Origin of the sequence: Burkholderia sp. R-40 (assembly GCF_049942845.1) — a bacterium.
In the GTDB taxonomy this organism is placed as follows: Bacteria; Pseudomonadota; Gammaproteobacteria; order Burkholderiales; family Burkholderiaceae; genus Burkholderia; species Burkholderia ambifaria.
The window spans coordinates 1,880,797-1,901,660 of sequence record NZ_CP187968.1; the positions used below are offsets into that span (position 1 = coordinate 1,880,797).

21 protein-coding genes are annotated in these 20,864 nt (G+C 66.6%); 11 read left to right on the forward strand and 10 right to left on the reverse strand.

Going from position 1 to position 20,864, the window contains the following annotated elements:
- Positions 1–97: 97 nt before the first annotated feature.
- Entirely contained in the window at positions 98–1,327 is a 1,230-nt protein-coding gene (locus ACP26O_RS24855; protein ID WP_341771681.1) for a collagen-like triple helix repeat-containing protein, read from the reverse strand.
- On the opposite strand from ACP26O_RS24855, the gene ACP26O_RS24860 reads away from it, so the two are divergent.
- Together ACP26O_RS24860 and ACP26O_RS24865 are read left to right on the forward strand one after the other, a co-directional pair.
- On the forward strand, positions 1,281–2,138 hold the full coding sequence (locus tag ACP26O_RS24860) for a hypothetical protein (protein ID WP_425100631.1): 858 nt from the start codon (positions 1,281–1,283) through the stop codon (positions 2,136–2,138). The two genes, ACP26O_RS24855 and ACP26O_RS24860, sit on opposite strands and share 47 nt — an antisense overlap.
- Positions 2,139–2,564: 426 nt before the next feature.
- On the forward strand, positions 2,565–2,963 hold the full coding sequence (locus ACP26O_RS24865; RefSeq protein ID WP_006750778.1) for a carboxymuconolactone decarboxylase family protein: 399 nt from the start codon (positions 2,565–2,567) through the stop codon (positions 2,961–2,963).
- 76 nt (positions 2,964–3,039) lie between these two features.
- Here the strand turns inward: ACP26O_RS24865 and ACP26O_RS24870 are convergent, their stop codons facing one another.
- From ACP26O_RS24870 to ACP26O_RS24880, 3 genes are read right to left on the reverse strand one after another with little or no spacing between them, the layout of a single operon-like run.
- Entirely contained in the window at positions 3,040–4,026 is a 987-nt protein-coding gene (locus tag ACP26O_RS24870; RefSeq protein ID WP_175663278.1) for an alpha/beta fold hydrolase, read from the reverse strand.
- 7 nt (positions 4,027–4,033) lie between these two features.
- On the reverse strand, positions 4,034–5,596 hold the full coding sequence (locus ACP26O_RS24875; RefSeq protein ID WP_175663277.1) for a flavin-containing monooxygenase: 1,563 nt from the start codon (positions 5,594–5,596) through the stop codon (positions 4,034–4,036).
- Positions 5,593–6,519 carry an SDR family NAD(P)-dependent oxidoreductase gene (locus ACP26O_RS24880; RefSeq protein ID WP_175663276.1) on the reverse strand — a complete coding sequence of 309 codons (927 nt, stop codon included), beginning with the start codon at positions 6,517–6,519 and terminating at the stop codon, positions 5,593–5,595. Before ACP26O_RS24880 ends, ACP26O_RS24875 begins: the two co-directional genes overlap by 4 nt.
- A gap of 87 nt (positions 6,520–6,606) precedes the next feature.
- Between ACP26O_RS24880 and ACP26O_RS24885 the strand changes: the two genes are divergently transcribed.
- The gene (locus ACP26O_RS24885) at positions 6,607–7,263 is read left to right on the forward strand and encodes a TetR/AcrR family transcriptional regulator (protein WP_006750782.1); all 657 of its coding nucleotides are present in this window, start codon (positions 6,607–6,609) and stop codon (positions 7,261–7,263) included.
- 310 nt (positions 7,264–7,573) lie between these two features.
- On the opposite strand, the gene ACP26O_RS24890 is transcribed toward ACP26O_RS24885, so the two are convergent.
- Positions 7,574–7,837: a hypothetical protein gene (locus ACP26O_RS24890; protein WP_011660332.1), complete on the reverse strand. Its 264-nt coding sequence runs from the start codon at positions 7,835–7,837 to the stop codon at positions 7,574–7,576.
- 135 nt (positions 7,838–7,972) lie between these two features.
- Positions 7,973–8,911, reverse strand: coding sequence for a LysR family transcriptional regulator (locus ACP26O_RS24895; RefSeq protein WP_175663275.1), 939 nt, complete (start codon positions 8,909–8,911; stop codon positions 7,973–7,975).
- A gap of 127 nt (positions 8,912–9,038) precedes the next feature.
- On the opposite strand from ACP26O_RS24895, the gene ACP26O_RS24900 reads away from it, so the two are divergent.
- The 6 genes from ACP26O_RS24900 (at position 9,039) to ACP26O_RS24925 (ending at position 16,706) form a co-directional block, all read left to right on the forward strand.
- A complete protein-coding gene (locus ACP26O_RS24900) occupies positions 9,039–9,683 on the forward strand; it encodes a glutathione S-transferase family protein (protein ID WP_175663274.1) in 645 nt (214 codons plus the stop codon).
- A 47-nt stretch (positions 9,684–9,730) separates the two neighbouring features.
- Positions 9,731–11,779, forward strand: coding sequence for a pyridoxamine 5'-phosphate oxidase family protein (locus ACP26O_RS24905; protein WP_175663273.1), 2,049 nt, complete (start codon positions 9,731–9,733; stop codon positions 11,777–11,779).
- A gap of 121 nt (positions 11,780–11,900) precedes the next feature.
- Positions 11,901–12,104: a DUF2970 domain-containing protein gene (locus tag ACP26O_RS24910; RefSeq protein ID WP_006750787.1), complete on the forward strand. Its 204-nt coding sequence runs from the start codon at positions 11,901–11,903 to the stop codon at positions 12,102–12,104.
- A 472-nt stretch (positions 12,105–12,576) separates the two neighbouring features.
- A complete protein-coding gene (locus ACP26O_RS24915; RefSeq protein WP_175663272.1) occupies positions 12,577–14,808 on the forward strand; it encodes a TonB-dependent siderophore receptor in 2,232 nt (743 codons plus the stop codon).
- A gap of 59 nt (positions 14,809–14,867) precedes the next feature.
- A complete protein-coding gene (pnuC, locus tag ACP26O_RS24920) occupies positions 14,868–15,479 on the forward strand; it encodes a nicotinamide riboside transporter PnuC (RefSeq protein WP_006750789.1) in 612 nt (203 codons plus the stop codon).
- A 36-nt stretch (positions 15,480–15,515) separates the two neighbouring features.
- Entirely contained in the window at positions 15,516–16,706 is a 1,191-nt protein-coding gene (locus ACP26O_RS24925) for a phosphotransferase enzyme family protein (protein WP_175663271.1), read from the forward strand.
- 140 nt (positions 16,707–16,846) lie between these two features.
- On the opposite strand, the gene ACP26O_RS24930 is transcribed toward ACP26O_RS24925, so the two are convergent.
- From ACP26O_RS24930 to ACP26O_RS24940, 3 genes are all read right to left on the reverse strand, one after another.
- Positions 16,847–17,287 carry an OmpA family protein gene (locus ACP26O_RS24930; protein WP_175663270.1) on the reverse strand — a complete coding sequence of 147 codons (441 nt, stop codon included), beginning with the start codon at positions 17,285–17,287 and terminating at the stop codon, positions 16,847–16,849.
- Between the two features lie 15 nt (positions 17,288–17,302).
- Complete coding sequence (locus ACP26O_RS24935; protein ID WP_244098935.1) at positions 17,303–17,605, reverse strand: M35 family metallo-endopeptidase; 303 nt, start codon at positions 17,603–17,605, stop codon at positions 17,303–17,305.
- 1,124 nt (positions 17,606–18,729) lie between these two features.
- Positions 18,730–19,014 (reverse strand): DUF4148 domain-containing protein, encoded by a 285-nt coding sequence (locus tag ACP26O_RS24940; RefSeq protein WP_175663269.1) that lies wholly within the window; start codon positions 19,012–19,014, stop codon positions 18,730–18,732.
- Positions 19,015–19,351: 337 nt separating this feature from the next.
- Here ACP26O_RS24940 and ACP26O_RS24945 point away from each other — a divergent pair, with 337 nt between their 5' ends.
- Positions 19,352–19,573 (forward strand): hypothetical protein, encoded by a 222-nt coding sequence (locus tag ACP26O_RS24945; RefSeq protein ID WP_244101280.1) that lies wholly within the window; start codon positions 19,352–19,354, stop codon positions 19,571–19,573.
- Positions 19,574–19,972: 399 nt separating this feature from the next.
- On the opposite strand, the gene ACP26O_RS24950 is transcribed toward ACP26O_RS24945, so the two are convergent.
- Complete coding sequence (locus tag ACP26O_RS24950) at positions 19,973–20,164, reverse strand: hypothetical protein (RefSeq protein ID WP_175663267.1); 192 nt, start codon at positions 20,162–20,164, stop codon at positions 19,973–19,975.
- 80 nt (positions 20,165–20,244) lie between these two features.
- Between ACP26O_RS24950 and ACP26O_RS24955 the strand changes: the two genes are divergently transcribed.
- The gene (locus ACP26O_RS24955) at positions 20,245–20,631 is read left to right on the forward strand and encodes a potassium channel family protein (RefSeq protein WP_175663266.1); all 387 of its coding nucleotides are present in this window, start codon (positions 20,245–20,247) and stop codon (positions 20,629–20,631) included.
- The last annotated feature ends 233 nt before the right edge of the window (positions 20,632–20,864 follow it).

A 20,864-nucleotide genomic window follows, 5' to 3' on the forward strand; every position in this document is an offset into this window, starting at 1 on the left:
GGCCGGCGCCCCCGCTTGGCGGGTGACGCCGGCCGTCGGCCGGGCATTCGATTGGTACGCGCCCGGCCATTGGCCTGTGGTTTTGATAGGTGAAGCGTTACTTCTTCGGGGCGGCGCCGAGCAGACCGCCGAGCAGGTTCGTCACCGGCGCGAGCAGATTGTTCGTGCTGCCCGCGGCACCGGTCGAGCTGCCGGTCAGGCCGGTCGCGACGGTGCTGCTGCCGGTGGGCGTCGTCACCGTGCCGGCCGCGCCGCTCGGGCTGGCCGTGCCGAGCGCGCCCAACGCGCCGGCCGGCGACGTCAGCGAACCCGTCAGCGTGCCGACGGGGCCGCTCGTCAGCGCACCGCCGAGGGTGCCTGTCAGGCCGCCGCCCGGCGTCGTGACCGTGCCGGTCAGGCTGGCGCCGAGCGGAGTCAGCGAGTTGACGAGGCCGGTGACCGGCGCAAGCAGGCCACCGACACCCGAACCGCTCGTGCCGCTGGTGCCACTCGTTCCGCTCGTTCCACTCGAGCCGAGGCCACCGAGCGCACCCGTCACCGTGCCGAGCAGGCCGGTGATCGGCGCGAGCGGGCCGCCGCTGGTACCACTCGTCCCGCTGGTGCCGCCCGACCCGCTCGAACTGCTGCCGCCGCCGAGCCCGCCCGTGAGCGTACCGAGCAGACCGGTGATCGGTGCGAGCGGGTTGGTGCCGCTGCTCGAGCTGCCGCTGGACAGCAGGCCGCCGGCCGACGCCACCGTGTTGCCGAGCTGGGACACGCTGCCGCCGGCGCTCGTGCCGACCGGGTTGCCGGTCGCGCTGCCGACCTGCGAGCCGGCCAGGCCGAGGCCGCTGCCGAGCGTGCTCAGCAGGCCGCTGAGCGGCGCGCCGAGCAGGGTCGCGTTGCCGAGCGTCTGCGTGGCGCCCGGCGTCGTGACGCCGCCGGTCAGCATGTTCGTGATCGGGTTGATCACGCTGCCGAGCTGCGTCTCGAGTTGCTGGACCGGCGAGCTGTTCAGCGCCGTGTTGAGCGCCGATGCGGTCGAGTTGACCGCGGTGCCGACCGTGTTGACCAGATCGCCGACCAGGGTCGTGGCCGGCGCGAGCGGCGACAGCGGTCCGCTGCCGAGGCTCGTCACTGCGTTGCCGAGGTTGTTGACCGCGCCGCCGGCGCCGGTCAGCAGGCCGGTGGTCGACGTGAGCGTCGGGCCGAGCGGGTTCGGCGACACGCCGATCGAGCCGAGGCCCGCCGCGACGCCGCTGCCGAGCGACTGCACGCCGTTGCCGAGGCTCGTGACCGCGTTGCCGAGGCTGGTGGCCGTTGTCGGGTTCGTGCCGGGGACCTGCACGCCGCCGACCTGCGCACCGCCGTTCGCGACCGTCGTGCCCAGTCCCGTGACGAGCGTGCCGGTTTGCTGGAGGACGTTGCCGAGCGGGGTGACGTTGCTGGAGGTGCCTGACGTGCCCGAGGTGCCCGAGGTGCCCGAAGTACCGGAGGTGCCCGACGTGCCGGAAGTGCCCGACGTACCGGAAGTACCCGAAGTGCCCGAAGTGCCCGAAGTGCCCGAAGTACCCGAGGTGCCTGAGGTGCCTGAGGTGCCCGACGTACCGGAAGTACCCGACGTGCCGGAAGTACCCGACGTGCCGGAAGTACCCGAGGTACCGGAGGTACCCGACGTACCGGAGGTGCCCGAGGTACCGGAAGTACCCGACGTGCCGGAGGTGCCCGAGGTACCGGAGGTGCCCGAGGTACCGGAGGTGCCCGAGGTGCCGGAAGTGCCCGAGGTGCCGGAAGTGCCCGACGTGCCGGAAGTACCCGACGTACCGGAAGTGCCGGAAGTGCCCGAGGTGCCGGAAGTACCCGAGGTGCCGGAAGTACCCGACGTACCCGAGGTGCCGGAAGTGCCCGACGTACCGGAAGTACCCGAGGTGCCCGAAGTCCCCGAACTACCGCCTCCCGACGTTCCCGACGAGCCGCCACCGGAAGTCCCCGAACTACCGCCACCGGACGTACCCGTCGAGGTGTTCCCGGATGCGCCCGAAGTCCCCGACGTCCCCGAAGTCCCCGAAGTCCCCGAAGTCCCCGAAATGCCGGACGTTCCCGACGTGCTCGGCTTGACCGACGGCGTGACCGGCCCGTCGACCGAGCCGCATCCGTAGAGCGTGACGAGCGACAGGACGGCCAGCGATACCGTCGTTTTCTTGAAGTAATGGTGCATGGTGCCCTCGACATTGGAAGTTGTGCCGAGGGCCATTACTGCAAATTCCGCGCCATGACATCTTTCGCGCGACGCACCGGCGCTTTGTTGCGGAAATCGGGAATATCGGCGCGATTTAAACGGAGGAATAGCGGTTTCGCGAGATGGGCATACCAGGTGCGTCGATGCGCACGCTGCGATGTTCCCGTAAGGCGCCGTAACGCGCGGCGCGATGTTACGTAGCGTTCGTCCCGACGCGACGCGACGCCGGTGGCCGCGACCGGAACGCCGCCTCTTTGACGAAACGCCCGCGTGCCGCGAACATGACGCGAACCCACCCGGCCGCGGGCGACGCCGAAGCGGTCGCGACTTCAGACAGGACACCGACATGAGCGAACAGGACAGGGAACAGGGCAAGGCGCGCCGCGCCGAAGTCATGGGCGACGCGTTCGTCGAGCGCGCGATGCGCGACCTCGACGGATTTTCGCGTCCGCTGCAGAACTGGCTGAACGAGCACGCATGGGGCAGCACCTGGCAGCGCGGCGGCATCGACCTGAAGACGCGCAGCCTCTGCACGTGCGCGATGCTGGCGGCGCTCGGCCGCGGCGCTGAGCTGAAGGGCCACGTGCGCGGCGCGCTCAACAACGGCGCGAGTCTCGTCGAGATCCGCGAGGTGCTGCTGCACAGCGCGCTGTACGCGGGTGCGCCGGCCGCGGTCGAAGCGTTCCGCAGCGCGCGCGAGGTGATCGCGGAACTCGGGCTGTCGCTACCCGACGACGAAGCGTGACCGACGCGCGGTGCCCGCCCCCGCAGCGCCGGGGCGCCGCCATCCTCCGCGCGAGCGCCCGTCTACCGGATGACGCTCAATGCTCGACGTGCGCACCCTGCGCCGGCACATCGACCGGCGCGGCGGCAACCTCGAGCAGCCAGTCCGCGGTCGCGTCCGGAATCGTGACCGGCAGCATGTGTCCGCCCTCGACGACCGTCAGCCGCACGCGTGCCGACTTGTTCGCCAGCGCCTCGCCATGCGCGCGCCAGTTCAGGATCGGATCGGCGCGGCCGTACAGCACGTCGACCGGCAGCGCGAGCTCCGCGTAGCGTCGCTCCATCGCGGGCAGGTCGACGGGCGCCGACAGCAGGTCCGTCGCCGTCGCGTAGAACACATGCGGGCGCAGCCCGAGCAAACCGCCGCCCTTCACCGGGAAGTCGCGCGGCACGGCTTCCGGCGCGAACACCTGGTCGACGGCCCTGCGGCCGGTCAGGATCGTCAGCGGCACCGCGAAGGTCCACGACACGAAGCGGCGCACCAGCGGCGACGGCAGCATCAGCGGCTTGAACGGCGCCGGCGGTTCGGTCTGGTCGTGCGACAGCGGCGCGATCAGCGCGAGCCGGCTCACGCGCTCCGGATGATTGAGGCCGACCGCGAGCGCGATCGCGCCGCCGAGCGAGTGGCCGACGAGCACCGTCCGGTCGAGCTTCAGCGCATCGAGGAACGCGGCGATCGTGCGGGCCTGCGCGAACACGTTCGCCTGCGAGCTGGCGCCGCGCAGCGAACGGCCGGCGCCGGGCCGGTCGACGAGGATCACGCGATGGTGCTGCGCGAGCCGCGTGAGCGGCAGGTACGCGAAGTTGCGCCACTGCCCGGCGAGCCCGTGCACGAACACGAGCGGCGGGCCGCTGCCGTACTCGACGTAGTGGATGCGATCGCCGCCGATGTCGACGAAGCGGCCTTCGGGCGGAAACGAGCGCGTCACGCGGCGCGCGATGAAGCCGGAAAACAGCGCGAGCGCGGCGAGCACCACGACGACGCCGAGCAGCACGTTCTGGATCAGATGAAGCGTATGGCTCATGTCGGCCTCAGCGGGTTTCGAGTACGGGTTCGGCAACCGGCGCGGCGGCCGGGCCGGCTTTCGCGCGGCGTTCGAACTTCATCGCCGAATCGGCGAGTCCGCTGAACTTCAGCGACGCGAGATCGAGCACGTAGTTCTGGTGGAATTTCCAGGGCTTGCGGTGCCCCTGCCTCGGCAGGATGCCGGCCGCGCGCTGGATGTAGCCCGAGCTCAGGTTCACCGCCGGCACGTCGCCGAGGTCGCCGGCGCCGAGCCGCGGCACGCAGGTGTCGTAACCGTTCGCACGCATGTGGTTGAGCAGCCGGCACACGTAGCGCGCGATCAGCTCGGCCTTCAGCGTCCACGATGCGTTCGTGTAACCGAACGACGACGCGAGGTTCGGCACGTCGCTGTACATCATTCCTTTATAGGACACGGTCTGCGGCAAGTCGACCGCGCGGCCGTCCACCGTGACGCGCGCGCCGCCGAGCATCTTCACCTTCAGCCCGGTCGCGGTGACGATCACGTCCGCGTCGAGCTGCTGGCCGCTCTTCAGCTGCAGGCCGGTCGGCGTGAAGCGCTCGATCTCGTCGGTGACGATCGACGCGCGGCCCGCGCGGATCGACTTGAACAGGTCGCCGTTCGGCACGAGGCACACGCGCTGGTCCCACGGCATGTAGCGCGGCGTCAGATGCTTCGCGACGTCGAAGTCGGGCCCGAGCTGCTTGCCGGCCGCGCGGATGATGAAGCGCTTCGTCTGCTCGGGCTTGCGGCGCGACACGTTGTACAGGTACATCGTCAGCAGCACGTTCTTCACGCGCACGAGCCGGTGCGCGAGCCGCGACGGCAGCACGCGGCGCAACGCGTTCGCGATCCTGTCGCGCGCGGGCAGCGACACGATGTAGGTCGGCGAGCGCTGCAGCATCGTCACGTGTTTCGCGTCAGCCGCCATCGACGGCACCAGCGTGACGGCCGTCGCACCGCTGCCGATCACGACGACGCGCCGGTTCGCGTACGACAGGTCCTTCGGCCATTGCTGCGGGTGCACGATGCGGCCTTCGAACGATTCCATGCCGGCCCAGTCGGGCAGGTAGCCGCCGTCGTAGTCGTAATAGCCGCTGCACATGTAGAGGAAGCGGCACGTGTAGACGAGCGTGTCGACCGTGCCGTCCCGCGTGCGCTCGATGCGCACCGTCCAGCGCGCGCGGTTCGAATCCCAGTCGGCCGCGACCACCTTCTGGCCGTAGCGAATCGTCTTGTCGATGCCGTACGCGCGTGCCGTGTCGCGGATGTAGTCGAGAATCGTCTGCCCGTCCGAGATCGCCTTGTCGCTGTGCCACGGGCGGAAGCTGTAGCCGAGCGTGAACATGTCGGAATCGGAACGAACGCCGGGATAGCGGAACAGGTCCCAGGTGCCGCCGATCGCATCGCGCGCCTCGACGATCGCGACGCTCGCGTACGGGCAGCGCTTTTTCAGGTGATACGCGGCGCCGATGCCGGACAGGCCGGCGCCGACGATCAGCACGTCGAGATCGCGGCTGTCGCCGCAGGCGGACGGCGCGTCGCGCCGGTCGGTCGTCGTCGAGCTCATGTGAGGTCCCTGGTCGGTGGAGTCGGGCGTGCGGCCGGCGCGTGCATGCGTTCTGCCGCGGCGGCTGCCTTCGGGCACAGATTGCGTGCGCGGGCGCGGCGCACGTAGCGCAACACCAGCTGCTGGTAGCCGGCACCGAGCAGCCGCGCGATCCGGTCGAGGCGCCGCGCATCGGCGCCGACCAGCACGCGGCGCGCATTGCGCTCGACGCCGGCGAGAATCTGCCGCGCGGCGTCGTCGGCCGTCGTTGCGTTGATCAGGCGGTTCGCCTGGCGACGGTGGGTCGCTTCGTCCTGGCCCGTGAGCGCGTGGATGCTGGTGTCGACGCGGCTCGCGTCGACGATGCCGGTCGCGACGCCGCCCGGATGCACGCAGGTCGCGCTGACCGGCGCGCCGTCTAGTTCGAGCTCCATCCGCAGCGCCTCGGTGAAGCCGCGCACCGCGAACTTGGTCGCGTTGTACGCGCTCTGCGTCGGCATCGCGACGAGCCCGAACAGGCTCGACGTGTTGATCACGTGCCCGTCGCCCGACGCGCGCAGATGCGGCAGGAACGCCTGCGTGCCGTGCACGACACCCCAGAAGTTGATGCCGACGATCCATTCGAGATCGGCGATGCGCGCGGTCTCGGCGCTCGCGGCCAGCGACACGCCTGCGTTGTTGAAGATCAGGTTGACCTTGCCGTGTTCGGCGCGCACGAAATCGGCCCACGCGAACACCGCGTCGCGGTCGGCGACGTCGAGCCGCCGCATGCTCGTGCGCACGCCGTGCTTGCCGCACGCGGCCGCCGTGCCGGCGAGCCCGACATCGTCGACGTCGGCGAGCGCGACCTCGCAGCCGCGCCGCGCGAGCTCGACCGCGAGGCTGCGGCCCATGCCGGAGGCGGCGCCCGTGATCGCGGCGACCTTGCCCGAAAAACCCTTCATTCGTCTTCCTCCCGTTCCGCTTGCGCTGCGCCGGCGGCGTGCTTATTGTGGTGATGTTCGTCACCACTTTAGTTTTCGGGTGTCCTGATGTCAAATAGCGAAATGGAGAAAGCACTCGAAACGGAAAAACGGGGGCGCGCCTACGGCGGCGTCGCGCCCGAGGTGCGCGCCGCCGAGCGGCGCGACGCGCTGATCCGCGCGGCGACGCGGGTGTTCGGCACGGTCGGCTTTCGCAAGGCGACCGTGCGGTCGATCTGCCAGCAAGCGAAGCTGAACGACCGCTATTTCTATGCGGCGTTCGACAGCACGGAGGATTTGCTGCGCTGCACCTACCTGCATCACGCGCAGCAACTGCACGACGCGGTCGAGCGGGCGGTGGCCGAGCGCGGCGGCGATCTGCGCGAGCGCGTCGACGCGGGGCTCGCCGCATTCTTCGGGTTCCTGCGCGACCCGTGCGCAGCGCGCGTGCTGCTGCTCGAGGTGATGGGCGTGAGCGCGGATACCGACATGACCTACCAGCGGATGCTGATCGACTTCGGCAAGCTGATCATGGCGATCGGCGCGGCGCGCGAGGCCGTGACGCCCGCCGAGCGCATCGAGCAGCGGCTCGTCGGGCTCGCGCTGGTCGGCGCGATGACGAACGTCGGCGCCGCATGGCTGCTCACCGAGTATCGCGATCCGGAGGCCCAGATGATCGCGAGTTGCAGGAAAGTGCTGCTGGGCACGTTGAGGGAAGAGGGGTAGCGCGGGGCCAAGCGCCTGGCGGCGGCCGGAATGAAGGGGTCGAAGCCAATTGCGCGCATATCGCGCTTCGTTCCATGTTTCTTCTTGGTGAATTCTCGCGCGCAATCCGTAATGGTAATTAACGGGTGGGGATCGATATTAAAAAGGCGCAGAATTTCACTGAATTGTCATTGGCTATATTCATTTTTTGATTTGTCGGCTTGCGAATATAGATAATCGATTTAAATGAAACAAGCCGACGCCACGCCAATGAAAATTGACGTTGCGCCGGCCTCGCGCGCGAAAGGTGTCGCGCGCGTGCACTGCGAGATTACAAGCCCGTATACGCGCCCCGGGTCCAGCCATCACCATCCCAGCACCATTCGGTGGTCGAGCCCCCACTGGTCGCGTACACGCGGATATGCACGGCGCTCCCGCTCAACCAGCACGTCGCCGACACGTTGTCGCCGGCCTGGTTGAACGCCCCCGTGTACCAGTTCGACCCGTCGTAGCAGCGCTCGGTGATCTTGTTGCCGTTGGCCGTGTAGACGCGAATCGACGGCGTGGTTCCCCAGGAAATTGCGGCGGTTTGCATGTTCAAACTCCTTGATTGGAATAAGGCGGAGAATTGAAGCGTTTCGGTAAAACGCGATTCCGCGCATTACCGGGAATAAGGTTAGATGAAAATCTCGAAAATCAATATGAGATTTTTTGTGAATAAATGGCGCGATTAATTCGGCGCGAGAAAATCCGTTGCCGCCGGCGCGGTTGCCGCGATCCGCGCCTTCATTGCGTCGATGAATGCGCGCACCGTCCGCGACGGCAACCGCGTCGACGGATACACCGCATGAATCCCCGCCAGCGCCGAACGCCAGGCGGGTAGCAGCCGGACGAGCCGGCCGGCCGCGATGTCGTCCGCGGTCGCGAAATCCGTCAGGAACCCGAAGCCGCCGCCCGCGAGCGCGATCGCGCGGCAGGCCGTCGCGGTGTTCGACACGACCGGCGCGGTGCAGCGCACCGACGCATGGCCGCCGCTCGTGTCGTGGAGTTCGAGCGTATGCGGGCGTGACGGCGTCGACAGCATCACGAACGGCAGCGCGGCGAGCGCGTCCGGATCGCGCGGCAGGCCATGCCGTGCGACGAACGCGGGGCTCGCCACCACCCATTTCTCGTATTGACCGAGCTGCACCGCGCGATGGTTCGAATCCGCGAGGCGGCCGAGGCGGATCGCGACGTCGAGGTTGTCCGCGACCAGATCGACGACGCGGTCGTTCGCGATCAGTTCGACATCGAGCCCCGGATGCGCATCGCGCAGCGCGACGATGGCCGGCGCGACGACCAGCGCGCCGTAGTCGATCGGCACGCTCACGCGCAGCGTGCCGCGCAACGGTCCCGCGTCGGACGACACCGCGTCGAGCGCGCTTTCGGTCGCGAGCACGATGTCGCGGCACGCGTCGTAGAACGCGCGCCCCGCATCGGTCACGCTCAGCCGCCGGGTGGTGCGGACCAGCAGGTTCGCGCCGACTTCCGATTCGAGGCGCTGCATGTGCGTGCTGACGACCGTCTTCGCGAGGCCGAGCCGCTCGGCCGCAGCCGTCAGCGAGCCGGCATCGACCACCGCGACGAAGATCGCCAGCCGGTTCAGGTTCACGTCGCGCAGATCGGCCATCGGTGATTGTCCTATGGGAAAGGATAATGTTTCAGCGATTATCCGCCTTCTGGATGTGAGCGGCGAGCGCTACGCTGCGGGCTGGTCGTCGCCGATTTCCGGCGGCGCGAGATCCAGGAGCCTTTCCATGCCAGCCGCCAGCAAGCCCGTCCGTCCAGTTCGTGTCTATTCGTTCCCGCTGTCCGGGCATGCGCACCGCGTCCGGCTGTTCCTGTCGCTGCTCGGGCTGCCGTCCGACATCGTCGACGTCGACCTCGCGGCCGGCGCGCAGCGCGAACCCGCGTTCCTCGCAGTCAATCCGCTCGGCCAGGTGCCGGCGATCGACGACGACGGCACCGTGCTCGCCGATTCGAACGCGATTCTCGTCTATCTCGCGAAGCGCTACGGTGACGCGCACTGGCTGCCCGACGATGCGGCCGGCGCGGCGACCGTGCAGCGCTGGCTGTCGTACGCGGCCGGGCCGATCGCATCGGGGCCGGCGGCCGCGCGGCTCGTCACCGTGTTCAACGCGCCGCTCGATCACGACGCGGCCAAGCGCACGGCCGCGAAGATACTCGCGGTGATCGACGGCGAGCTCGCCGGCAAGCCGTTCGCCGCGGGCGCGCAGCCGACGATCGCCGACATCGCCGCCTACACGTACATCGCGCACGCGCCGGAGGGCGGCGTGTCGCTCGAACCGTATCCGCACGTGCGGGCGTGGCTCGCGCGCGTCGAGGCGCTGCCGGGCTTCGTCGGCATGCCGACGACCCGTGCCGGCCTGCTCGCCGCCTGACGCGCCACGACACGTATCCACGACACGTCTTTACCGGGAGACACACGATGACCGCGCCGACCGCCGCCATACCGGGCTGGGAACTCGACGTTGCGCCTTTTCATGCGGGCGAGCTCGCCGTGCAGCAGCGCGCGGGCGTGACGGAGGCTGCGGGGGCGGCTGGCCGGCGCGGGATCCGGCGCTTCATGCCGGACCAGCACCGGGCGTTTTTTGCGCAGCTGCCGTTCTTCGTGCTCGGCGGTGTCGACGCGCACGGCCAGCCGTGGGCGACGCTGCGGGTAGGGATGCCCGGCTTCGTGACGGCGCCGGACGCGCGCACGCTGCACATCGACGGCGATGCGCTGCCCGGCGATCCGCTGGCCGGGGCGTGGCAGCCGGGTGCGCCACTTGGCGGGCTTGGAATCGAGTTCGACACGCGGCGGCGCAATCGCGTGAACGGCGTCGTGCGTGCGGTCGACGGCGGTGCGCTGACGATCGCGGTCGAGCAGAGCTTCGGCAACTGCGCGAAGTACATCCAGGGTCGCAAAGCCACGTTCGTCGCGCGAGAAGGCGATGCGTCCGGCGCGGCCGACGTGTCGGATCGGTTGAGCGACGCGGATCGCGCGCTGCTCGCGCAGGCCGATACGTTCTTCGTCGCGAGTGCGAACACGTCGGCCGATGCGGGCGCCGCGCGCGGCGCGGACGTGTCGCATCGCGGCGGCATGCCGGGCTTCGTGCGCGTCGACGACGCGTGCACGCTGACGACGCCGGATTTCAGCGGCAACCGCTTCTTCAACACGCTCGGCAACCTGCAGCACGATCCGCGCGCGGGGCTGCTGTTCATCGATTTCGACAGCGGCGACGTGCTGTATGTCGCCGCGCGGGCGGAGATCGTGTGGGACGGGCCGCTCGTTGCATCGTTCGACGGCGCGCAGCGGGTCGTGCGGTTTCATGTGCATGAGGTGCGGCGCACGCGGGGCGTGTTGCCGTTCCGGTGGTCGGTGCCCGAGCGGGCGCCGCAGTTTGCGGCGATGGCTGAGGGTTCGGCGATCGCGGGTGCGCAGGCCGCATCCGCATCCGCGTCGACTCCCAGCTGGCGCCCGCTGCGCATCGCGAAGATCGTCGATGAAGCGCGCGCGATCCGCTCGTTTCATTTCGAACCGGCGGACGGCGGTGCGCTGCCAGCCCATGAAGCCGGCCAGCATCTGACGCTGCGCATCGCGCTGCCGGACAGCGACGCGCCCGCGATCCGCAGCTACACGCTCTCCGATGCACCCGGCGCGCCGCATTACCGGATCACCGTGAAGCGCGAAGGACGCGTGTCGGCATGGCTGCACGACCACGCGCATGCCGGGATGACGCTCGATGCGCAGATGCCGCGCGGCCGCTTCACGTTCGACGTCGCGAGCCCGCGTCCGGCCGTGCTGGTGTCGGCCGGCATCGGCATCACGCCGATGTTCGCGATGCTGCGGCGCGCGCTGGCGGACGACACGCCGTCGCGCCGCGTCGTGTTCGTGCACGGCGCACGCGATACGGCCGACCGGCCGTTTGCGGCGGAGCTGACGCGCATCGCCGACACCGACGCACGCGTGGCGCTGCACTGGTTCGACAGCCGGCCGCTGCGCGACGGTGCGGCGCGGCCGGGGCGCATCGATGTCGCGCAACTGAAGCGCATCCTGCCGTTCGACGACTACGATTTCTACCTGTGCGGGCCGTCCGCGTTCATGCGCGATCTGTACGACGGATTGCGTGCGCTGAACGTGCCGGACGAGCGTATCCGCTTCGAGGCGTTCGGGCCGTCGAGTGTCGTGCGCAGTGCGGCCCGCGCGGCGGGAGCGTCGTCGGTGGCGAGCGTGCCCGTCGTGTTCCGCCATTCCGCGCGCGACGCCGCGTGGACGCCCGCCGACGGCACGCTGCTCGAATTCGCGGAAGGTCAGGGCGTGGCGGTGCCGTCCGAATGCCGGTCGGGTTCATGCGGCACGTGTGCGACGCGCGTGCTGTCCGGGGCGGTCGATTACGTGCAGTCGCACGATGCGCCGGTCGAGCCCGGTTGCGCGCTGCTGTGCGTCGCGCAGCCTGCCGAAGGGGCCGCGGAGCCGCTCGTGCTCGACCGCTGACGTGCGTGCGGCATGCGGTCGCACAACGCGTGCTGCGCAAAAAACGCTCGCAACTGCTTCTTTTTCAGGAGGCCTGTCGGATCGACGATAGCGTCAACCGATAGAGGAAAGGAGCAACATCATGAAACTGTTCAGCATGATCCGCCTGGTTCTGTGGAGTTTCTTCGGCGTACGCAACAGCAAGGCGCACGCGTCCGATCTCGCGAACGTCAACTTCACGCTGCTGCCGTTCGTCGCGATCGTGCTCGCGGTGCTGGTCGGCGCGGTGATCTATGGCGTTGTCCATCTGGTCGTCGATCCGACGGTGACGATGCAGGGGTTCTGAGCGCTCGCAGAATCGCGCGGGCTGTGATGCCCGCGTTCCCGTCTCTCGTCTTCCGCCTCCCGCTTTGGCCGATTCTCCGGCCGTCAGCCCCGCCCGGGGTAAAATGCGCGCCACGCCGCGATGTCGCGTGCGACGGGCATTCCGCCGTTCCGACGAACGGCGCACGCAAATGCCCGGCGCCCGCACCGGGGCGTTCGAAGCGTCCCCTGCATGACAACACCGCGCGATGCAGCCGGCTGCCCGACACGCACCCGATCCGCGGATCGGCCGCCGCGTCGGCGCCCGGCGCGTCACCGGCATCCGATGTCCCATCCTGCGCATTCCCGATCGATCGGCACGCAAGCGGCCGGATCGCCAGGTTCGTCCGATGAATGTCGTGTCCGGCGGCTCGCCGGGTCATGCGCGAGGTCGCGCTTCGCGGCGGCATAACGTATTTCGACAGGGTCGAGTGGCGAGTTTTCCTTCCAGAACAATGACGGTGAATAGAACAACAGCGTCGCCCGCACGGCGGCGGCGCGCGAAGGTCGGCGTGGGCGTCGGTCTCGGCATCACGCTTTTCGCGGCGCAGGCCGCCGCGGCACAGGGCGACGCGCCGGCTCCCGAAGCCGATGCGGCCGCCAGCGCGACGCTGCCGGCGATCGCGATCAGCGGCGAGCGCGGCGGCGCGTTTCGCGCGCGCGAAGCGTCGGTCGCGGGGCTCGACGACGCGCCGCTGCGCGACACGCCGGCCTCCGTCAGCGTCGTCACGCGCGCGCAGCTCGACGACCAGCAGGCCAAGCGCCTGAGCGACGTGGTGCGCAACGATGCGTCGGTCGTCAACGACTACGCGCCCGTTGGCTACTTCGAAGGCTTCGCGATCCGCGGCTTCCCGGTGGATCTCGCGAGCGCGATCCGGATCGACGGGCTGACCGCGTCCGGCGAGCAGAACGTGCCGCTCGAGAACAAGGAGCGCGTCGAGATCCTGAAGGGACTGGCCGGCATCGACAGCGGCGTGGTCGCGCCGGGCGGCGTGATCAACTTCGTGACGAAGCGCTCGGCGAACGTCGCGAGCGTGACGACCGGCGTCGACAGCCGCGGCTCGACGTCGGCGGCCGTCGATCTCGGCCGCCGCTTCGGCTCCGACCACCAGTTCGGATTCCGGATCAATGCCGCGAAGGAGAACATGCACTCGTACATCGACGGCACGAACGGACGGCGCACGTTCGGCTCGATCGCCGCCGACTGGGACATCAGCCCGCGCGCGAGCCTGCAGTTCAACGCGGAATTCCAGCAGTGGATCCAGCGTTCCGCACCCGGTTACCAGCTGCTCGGCGGCACCGTCGTGCCGTCCGTCAACACGACGTCGAAGGCGCTCGGCACGCAGCCGTGGGCGAAACCGGTGACGACCGACGCGCTGAACCTGAACGCGCGCTTCGACTACCGGTTCAACGACGACTGGAACGCCTATATCGCCGCGGGCCGCAGCCGCACGATGATCGACGACAACAGCGCGTTCGCGTACGGCTGCTATTACGCGCCGAGCTGCGCGGCCGGCGCAACGTCGCCGTTCTTCTTCGGCGCGAACGGCGACTACGACGTGTACGACTTCCGCAGCCCCGGCGAATACCGCCGCAACGACGACCTGCGCGCGGTGACGACGGGCAAGTTCGCGACGGGCCCGCTGCGTCACGAGCTGACGCTCGGCGTGAGCGTGCAGCGCCGCGTCGTGCACATGGCGAGCGCCGTGTACGACTACGTCGGCAGCGAGAACATCTACGGGCCCGACGTCGCGTTCGCGCCGTCGCAGAACACGGCCGGGCCGTCGTATCCGCAGCTCGATTCGTGGCAGTACGGCGTGTTCGGGCTCGACCGCATCAGCATCGGCGAGCATTGGCAGGTGCTCGCGGGCGGCAAGGAGGTGCTGCTGCGCCAGCGCAGCTGGAGCAGCCTCGATGGCGACGCGACGCACACCGACCGCTCGGTGTTCCTGCCGCAGGTCGCGCTCGTCTACAAGCCGGTGAACGTGCTGTCGCTATACGCGTCGTACAGCAAGGCGCTGTCGCTCGGCGACCAGGCGCCGCTGCGCGCGACCAACGCGTATGCGTTCCTGCCGCCGGTCGAATCGCACCAGTTCGAGCTCGGCGCGAAATACGACTGGCTCGACCGGCTCAGCCTGACGGCCGCCGTGTTCTCGATCAGCAAGCCGTTCCAGTTCGCCGACCCCGACGCGTCCGGCACGAGCTACACGTTCGTGCAACGCGGCACGCAGCGCCACCAGGGGATCGAGCTCGGCGCAGCCGGGCGCGTGACCGAGCGGCTGTCGCTGACGGCCAGCGTCGCGGCGATTCGCGCGCGCGCGTACGATTCGGGTTCGCCGGCGTACGAAGGGCACCAGATCATCAACGTGCCGGCGCTGCGCGCGTCGCTGTACGCGGATTACGCGGTGCCGGGCGTCGCGGGCCTGAACATGCTGGGCGGCGTCGAGTACAGCGGCGGCCGCAATGCGAACGAAGAGGGCACCGCGCGCGTGCCGTCGTGGTTCGTGTTCAATCTCGGCGCGCGCTATACGACGAAGATCGGCGGCCATCGCACGGTGCTGCGCGTATCGGTGGACAACCTGTTCAACAAGTTCTACTGGCGCGACGCTGGCGAGCAGCAGGGCGACGCGTACCTGTTCCCGGGCGCGCCGCGCACCGCGCGCGTGTCGCTGACTTATGATTTCTGATCGACCGGATCCGGCCGCGTGACACGCGGCCCCGGCAGCTAACCAGGAGAGCACGGACGATGTCCCCACTCGAAATCGCCGGCGTGATCGTCAGCGCGCTCGCGATCTGGCTGACCGCGAAGCGGCGCATGCTGTGCTGGCCGGTCGGGCTCGCGTCGGTCGCGCTGTACGGCTGGATCTTCTTCGATGCGAAGCTGTATTCCGACATGCTGCTGCAGGGCGCGTTCGCGGTGCTGCAGGTGTACGGCTGGCGCCGCTGGATCGCGCAGCGTACGCTGGAGGCGAGCGGCGGCGCGGCGCCGGCAGGCGACGTCGCACCCGTCGCCGGCGTGCGGCCGCGGCAGATGCTGCCCGACCTGATGGCGGCCGTCGTCGGCAGCGCGCTGCTCGGCGGGATGATGGCGCGCTGGACCGACGCCGCGCTGCCGTTCGTCGATGCGTCGCTGACCGCGTTCAGCCTCGTCGCGCAATACTGGACCGCGCGGCGCTACATCGCGTCGTGGGGGCTGTGGATCGTCGTGAACGTCGTGTACGTCGGAATGTTTGTGTTCAAGGCGCTGTATCTGACGGCCGGACTCTATGCGCTGTTCATCGCGCTCGCCGTCATCGGCTGGCGCGACTGGAGCCGGACGGCCGACGCGCTGCGCGCGAGCGCGAACCCGGCGGGCTGATTCACGGGCCGATTCAACTACGGAGCTACGTCGTTCATGTCATTTCCACTCGAGCCGGACGGGCCGCTATCGCCGGACGTCGCACCGCCGCAGTTCGGTGTCGACGGCGAGCAGGCCGAACGCGACTGGCCGCTGATGACGCACGACGAGGTTGCGGCGCTGCTCGCGCGCATCGACGGCGCCGGCGAACCGGCGCGGCTGACCTGGCACAGTCCGCGGCAGTTTGCGGCGGCCACGCTGGTGCGGATGACGGACGGGCGCGCACTGTTCGTCAAGCGTCATCACGTGAGCCTGCGCGACGTCGCGGGGCTCGAGGAAGAGCATCGTTTCATCGCGCATCTGCGCGCGCGCGGGATGCCGGTGGTGGACGTGCTGGCCGATCGCAACGGTGCGACGGCCTTTGCTTCCGGCGACTGGACGTACGAGGTGCATGTGGTCGCGCCTGGTGTCGACGCGTATCGCGGCGTGATGTCGTGGCAGCCGTTCACGCATCCATCGCACGCTTACGCGGCCGGCCGCACGTTAGCCGAGCTGCATCGCGCGTCGGCCGGTTACGACGCGCCGGCCCGGCCCGTGCGCACGCTGCTGTCGAGTTTCCGCGTGCTGTCGTCCGACGATCTGGCGGGCGCGCTCGAACGGTGGGTCGACGCGCAGCCGCTGCTGGTGCGCGCGCTCGGCACGCGCGACTGGCGCGGCGATGTCGCGGATGCGATCGGCCCGTATCACGCGCGCCTCGTGCCGCTGTTGCCCGCGCTGCCGCCGCTGTGGACGCACGGCGACTGGCATGCGTCGAACCTGTTGTGGACCGGCGCCGGCCCCGGCGCGCAGGTGCGCACCGTGCTCGACTTCGGCTTGTCCGATCGCACTTGCGCGGTGATGGACGTCGCGCTTGCGATCGAGCGCAACACGGTCGACTGGATGGCGCCGCCCGACGCGCGTCGCATCGAATACGCGCACATCGATGCGCTGCTCGACGGCTACGAATCGCTTGAACCGCTGAGTGACGACGCGTATGCGGCGCTGGTCGCGATGCTGCCGATCGTGCATACGGAGTTCGCGCTGTCGGAGGTCGCGTATTTCGGGTGCATCATCGACGCGCCGGCGATCGTCGATATCGCGTACGACGGTTATCTGATCGGGCACGCGCGCTGGTTCGGTGAACGCGACGGGCGGGAATTGCTTGACTGGCTGGTGCGACGTCGGCGTGCGAAGCGGGGGAGCGTTTGATTCTTTGGGAACATCCTGACAGCATCATCGGTTCGGCGATGGATAGGTCGCCCAAATCGATTTGACGGACCGTCGCCCGCGAGTGCTGGATGTGCGAGCTTATCGCAAGTGTGGCGGCGACAAATGAGTCAACTCTCAGGTCAATGACCGGTGCAGCAATTGTCGGGGCAGCCGGGGCTCACTTGGACGGTGACCTCACGGGTTTCCGGTGTCGATTCGGCTGTGCTACCGGCCGGATAAATTTGCGTTTTTATCTGAAATGGTGCGTTTATCAGCCCATCGTCTATGATGGCTTTCGCCACGATGGAGGCGCGTTTCGTTGCAAGTTTATCGGGCGAGGTTTCATTTTTGGACGCGCTGCCAATTATATAGATCCAGTTTTGAATCGGATACCTGGAATTGATTGATGAGACCCATTGCCCGATTCGTGTTTGCTCCGATCCGGCGATCTCATGACTATTGGGAGAAAAGGCCACGAACAATTGTTGTGATGGCAGATTCTGTGATCCTTGGCATTCTGCGGCCGCATTCGCTGAAAAAATGAACAGGGTCGAGACCAGTGCTGAAATAAAAATTTTCATGCTGAATTTCACTCCTTACTCTGCAAATAAGTCTTCGCCGTAGATCACGAATCCGGTGAGTGTATCCGCATTTCTCAATGCCAGGTCAGGATTGGCTCTTGCCCATGCAGCCGCTGTGGGGTCGAGCCCATAGCGAGAGTCGTCGCTGCCGAAGGTGTCAATGAAATGAGTTACTTCGTGAATGAGCGTGGACAGGCGGGAATCTCCGAACATATTCTGATCGCGCAAGCCGGTACAAAATTTCATCGCAATACTTATAAGCCTACGCTCCGTGTTGGGTCCGCAAACATGAGCGGCCTCGTTATCAATATTGCTCATATTCGGAACGCAACCCAACATTCTATCGACGCTCGGGTCACTTCGAACGAAATTGTGTGGCGTTAGCGTTTTAAGAACAGAAAGATGTCGTGAAAAACCACTGATAAGATAGTGTCGGGTATTTTCATCGAATCGATTGAACTAATAGCTCATTCTTTCCTTAGTTTTTTCGTCGTGCCGCTTCAGGTCGGCGATCCTTCGATCAACTAGAATTATGGCCCATTTAATAAGTCGCGCTACCATTATTCTAAATTCCCTGTTGGTCATGTTGCGGCAAATGGGCGTTGTGTTGATGTGAACATGTACCAGTGATCCCGGATTTGTGTTGGTGACGGCCCCGGAATGAACGAGGAACCATTCATTGTCTTCGTCAGCGTCAAAGTTGTACTCGTTGTGATTGGAAATATCATTCATTGCTTTAAAGTCTCGCCGTGTCTATTTTCAAGGATGTTGGCGTATCAGTAGCGAAGCGGCGCATTGTTGTCGGGTCGTCGTTCCCGATCGTTCGTCGGCTCCTCAATTGAAGTTGGTGAAAATCCGATCGCACAACCGCGGGGTTACGGAGCGGCATGGTTGCGTTCGTATCCACGGAACCTTGAACAGTCATCTTTTCGAGTGAAGATGTCTATAGAACTCGTTCGAAATTTTGGAATGCAAAGAATATTTTTGTGATTTCGACGTAGCCGAATTGGATGATCGGAAGCGATGCGACGCGTTCGATGAGCTTTGACGGCATCATCGGATTGCACGCAAGTGCTAGACGTTGCGTACAGATGGCCATCTGGGCAGGATGCACGATGGTTCGGGAGTACAAAGCGCCACAAAAGAATCGACGAATATCAGCGCTTGTCGCGGACATGCTGTGTCTCGTGCTTGGAGCGGGCCGGCACGCCGATCGACGTGCGGATGGTTGATGCGGCCGAGGAAGCGTCGCGCATCTCCAGCTACTACGGGCCGCTCGAGGAGGATGGGGTGTGTCGGTGAAGGTGGACGGCTATGCGGCGGCGATGCGGAACTCACGTTGTATCAGCGCGCGTTGCGCAAGCTGCTGTCCAATGCGCAGGCTTATGAGGCGTGCGACACGCTGCCCGCGATCGCCGGGCAGCGCACGCGCCTGACCGGCATCAACGGGTCGCGAGGCTGTCGTGATGGTCGGCCTGCGGCGTCTTCTCGCCGGCATGCATCGAAATCACGTGAAGTTCCTTGTTGCGCGCGATCATCTCGCTGGTTGGCGGGTACTGCGTCTTGCTCGTCGGCACCACACCGTCGTGTTGCGCCTGCTTCAGTTCGTTGATGACTTCCGTGCGGGTCTTGCCATGTGCTTGCGTTTGCGCGAACGCGGCTTGCGTGGTGATGCCGAGCGACAGTGTGGCGGTGATGAACAGGGCCGCGAGTTTCGTCGTTTTCATGGAGCTCTCCTTGATGAGGCCGCCGAGTGGCGATCCATGCATTCAGTATGCGAAAGCAGCCGGGCGTGACCGTGATCGGAAGATGAAAAGTGCGTCAGATTGCGCGATGGCGCGCGTGACGCAATCGTCATGTTCGGGTCATGCATGCGGCGGGATCAAAGCGGAACATGCAGTCAATCAGCGTTTGACATGTCGGGCGCATTGCCGCCGATATGCGATCCGGCCGCTGGCATGCGCATCGTTCGCCGCGAGAGTTTCAATAGCGGACGGGCCCGTCACGACTCTTCCATTCGTTCGCCAAATGAATCGCCTGTCTGCCCGCTCGTCGCGCCGCGTCATGCTGGTTATCTCGCTGCTCGTCCCGCTTCTCGCAGGCTGCGCGTCCGTGCGCCCAGACACCAGACCGGTCGCATCGACCAGCGCGCCAAAAGCAAAGCCCGTCGCCGACGAGTTGATGCCGGGCGAGCAGATCGACTACGCGGGGCATCGCTGCGGCAATCCGAACCTGTACGTGAAGACGCATCCGTGCCTGTTTCCGCAGCGCAACGTCGCGCGCTGAATACCGCGGCCGCGTGAAAGACCGTGCAAAAATGTTCTTCGTGGATTTCCGTAGACGTCGCTTGCCGACCCATCTCGGCCGTTCGACATGATCGCGGTGAGCGACCGTTATGAGAAGTCTCGCTCGGTTTCCGACCAGGACTTGCCGGGCTCGGAATCGTTGAGGGACTCTCGCGTCACAGTGAACGCCTCTTCAGGAATAACCATGCGGACATGATTTCAGCGCGGCTTCGTTTCTGCCGGCGGAGCGGCGTGGAGCAGCCGTCCGGTGCCTTCAGTGCTTGTTCAGGATGCCCGAGATCCATGCAAGCAAACGCGATTGCACTTCCCCGCGATTAATTTCGTTGAGCATCTCGTGACGGCCCCAGGGTAGAAATCGCACGTCACAGGCCGTCCGACCTCAAGTGGGCTGAAAAATGATGTGAGGTTTGAGTTTTGCCACGGCTTCCGCCTGCTGTTCGGCCACCTGTCGCGCCTTTTGCCCTTCCTTCCAGTGAGCGAGCTTGGTCGTCTGTCCGACGCACGGATCGAACCGGTTGCAGGGATCGAGTTTCTTGTAGGAGTCCCGCAGGATGGCCGAACCTTCTGGCATTTGCCAAACGTGCATTCGTCGACATCAGAGTCTAGGCTCTTAATGGGAATTCACAAGTACAAACCGCCACAGGAGCCAACATGGAAAACTCATCCGTTGAAGCACTCGACAAGCGCATCATGCCGCGCCACGCCATCGGCGAGTTCGCGCGCGTTCTTTGGCACCTGCGGGGGGTCTTGTTCATCTTGCTCATCCTCTTCGTGCTGCTGGCGGTGGTCATGCGCTACGCGGGTGGAGCGGTCAATGTGGTCACTCATGCACCCGCTTCGATTGGCCAGGTTGTCTATTTTTGCGCCATTACCGCCTTGACGATCGGCTATGGGGACGTGATTCCGACGACCGAGATCGGCCGCGTCGTTGCTGTACTGCTCGGCATGCTCGGCGTGCTGATCACCGGACTGGTGACCGCGGCGGCCGTATACGGCATCCAGGCAGCAGCGCATCGGGAAGGGATCTTGCCGCGCTGATTCTCACTCCGCTTTGCAAGGTACCTGCGAGAAGCGGGCGAAAGGCATCGCGCGTGCCGTGTGCATTCCTTTTCCGCATCGGCCAAGGCGCGCTCTTCGGAGGCCCTTCACAGAGGAAACGGAAAGCCCCCTCGCATTTGCGATGCTTGTCGCTGCAAAGTGGATTTGGCAAGTCTTGGAGGATGGACTACATTGCAGAGGACAATTTCCCCGCGCCACCCTCGCTGCCGGGC

Coding starts and splice junctions, on each gene's coding strand:
- ACP26O_RS24865 (WP_006750778.1), top strand. CDS start 2,565: ATGAGCGAACAGGACAGGGAACAGGGCAAGGCGCGCCGCGCCGAAGTC.
- ACP26O_RS24870 (WP_175663278.1), bottom strand. CDS start 4,026: ATGAGCCATACGCTTCATCTGATCCAGAACGTGCTGCTCGGCGTCGTC.
- ACP26O_RS24875 (WP_175663277.1), bottom strand. CDS start 5,596: ATGAGCTCGACGACGACCGACCGGCGCGACGCGCCGTCCGCCTGCGGC.
- ACP26O_RS24880 (WP_175663276.1), bottom strand. CDS start 6,519: ATGAAGGGTTTTTCGGGCAAGGTCGCCGCGATCACGGGCGCCGCCTCC.
- ACP26O_RS24885 (WP_006750782.1), top strand. CDS start 6,607: ATGTCAAATAGCGAAATGGAGAAAGCACTCGAAACGGAAAAACGGGGG.
- ACP26O_RS24890 (WP_011660332.1), bottom strand. CDS start 7,837: ATGCAAACCGCCGCAATTTCCTGGGGAACCACGCCGTCGATTCGCGTC.
- ACP26O_RS24895 (WP_175663275.1), bottom strand. CDS start 8,911: ATGGCCGATCTGCGCGACGTGAACCTGAACCGGCTGGCGATCTTCGTC.
- ACP26O_RS24900 (WP_175663274.1), top strand. CDS start 9,039: ATGCCAGCCGCCAGCAAGCCCGTCCGTCCAGTTCGTGTCTATTCGTTC.
- ACP26O_RS24905 (WP_175663273.1), top strand. CDS start 9,731: ATGACCGCGCCGACCGCCGCCATACCGGGCTGGGAACTCGACGTTGCG.
- ACP26O_RS24910 (WP_006750787.1), top strand. CDS start 11,901: ATGAAACTGTTCAGCATGATCCGCCTGGTTCTGTGGAGTTTCTTCGGC.
- ACP26O_RS24915 (WP_175663272.1), top strand. CDS start 12,577: ATGACGGTGAATAGAACAACAGCGTCGCCCGCACGGCGGCGGCGCGCG.
- pnuC (WP_006750789.1), top strand. CDS start 14,868: ATGTCCCCACTCGAAATCGCCGGCGTGATCGTCAGCGCGCTCGCGATC.
- ACP26O_RS24925 (WP_175663271.1), top strand. CDS start 15,516: ATGTCATTTCCACTCGAGCCGGACGGGCCGCTATCGCCGGACGTCGCA.
- ACP26O_RS24930 (WP_175663270.1), bottom strand. CDS start 17,287: ATGAAAATTTTTATTTCAGCACTGGTCTCGACCCTGTTCATTTTTTCA.
- ACP26O_RS24935 (WP_244098935.1), bottom strand. CDS start 17,605: ATGAGCAATATTGATAACGAGGCCGCTCATGTTTGCGGACCCAACACG.
- ACP26O_RS24940 (WP_175663269.1), bottom strand. CDS start 19,014: ATGAAAACGACGAAACTCGCGGCCCTGTTCATCACCGCCACACTGTCG.
- ACP26O_RS24945 (WP_244101280.1), top strand. CDS start 19,352: ATGCTGGTTATCTCGCTGCTCGTCCCGCTTCTCGCAGGCTGCGCGTCC.
- ACP26O_RS24950 (WP_175663267.1), bottom strand. CDS start 20,164: ATGCCAGAAGGTTCGGCCATCCTGCGGGACTCCTACAAGAAACTCGAT.
- ACP26O_RS24955 (WP_175663266.1), top strand. CDS start 20,245: ATGGAAAACTCATCCGTTGAAGCACTCGACAAGCGCATCATGCCGCGC.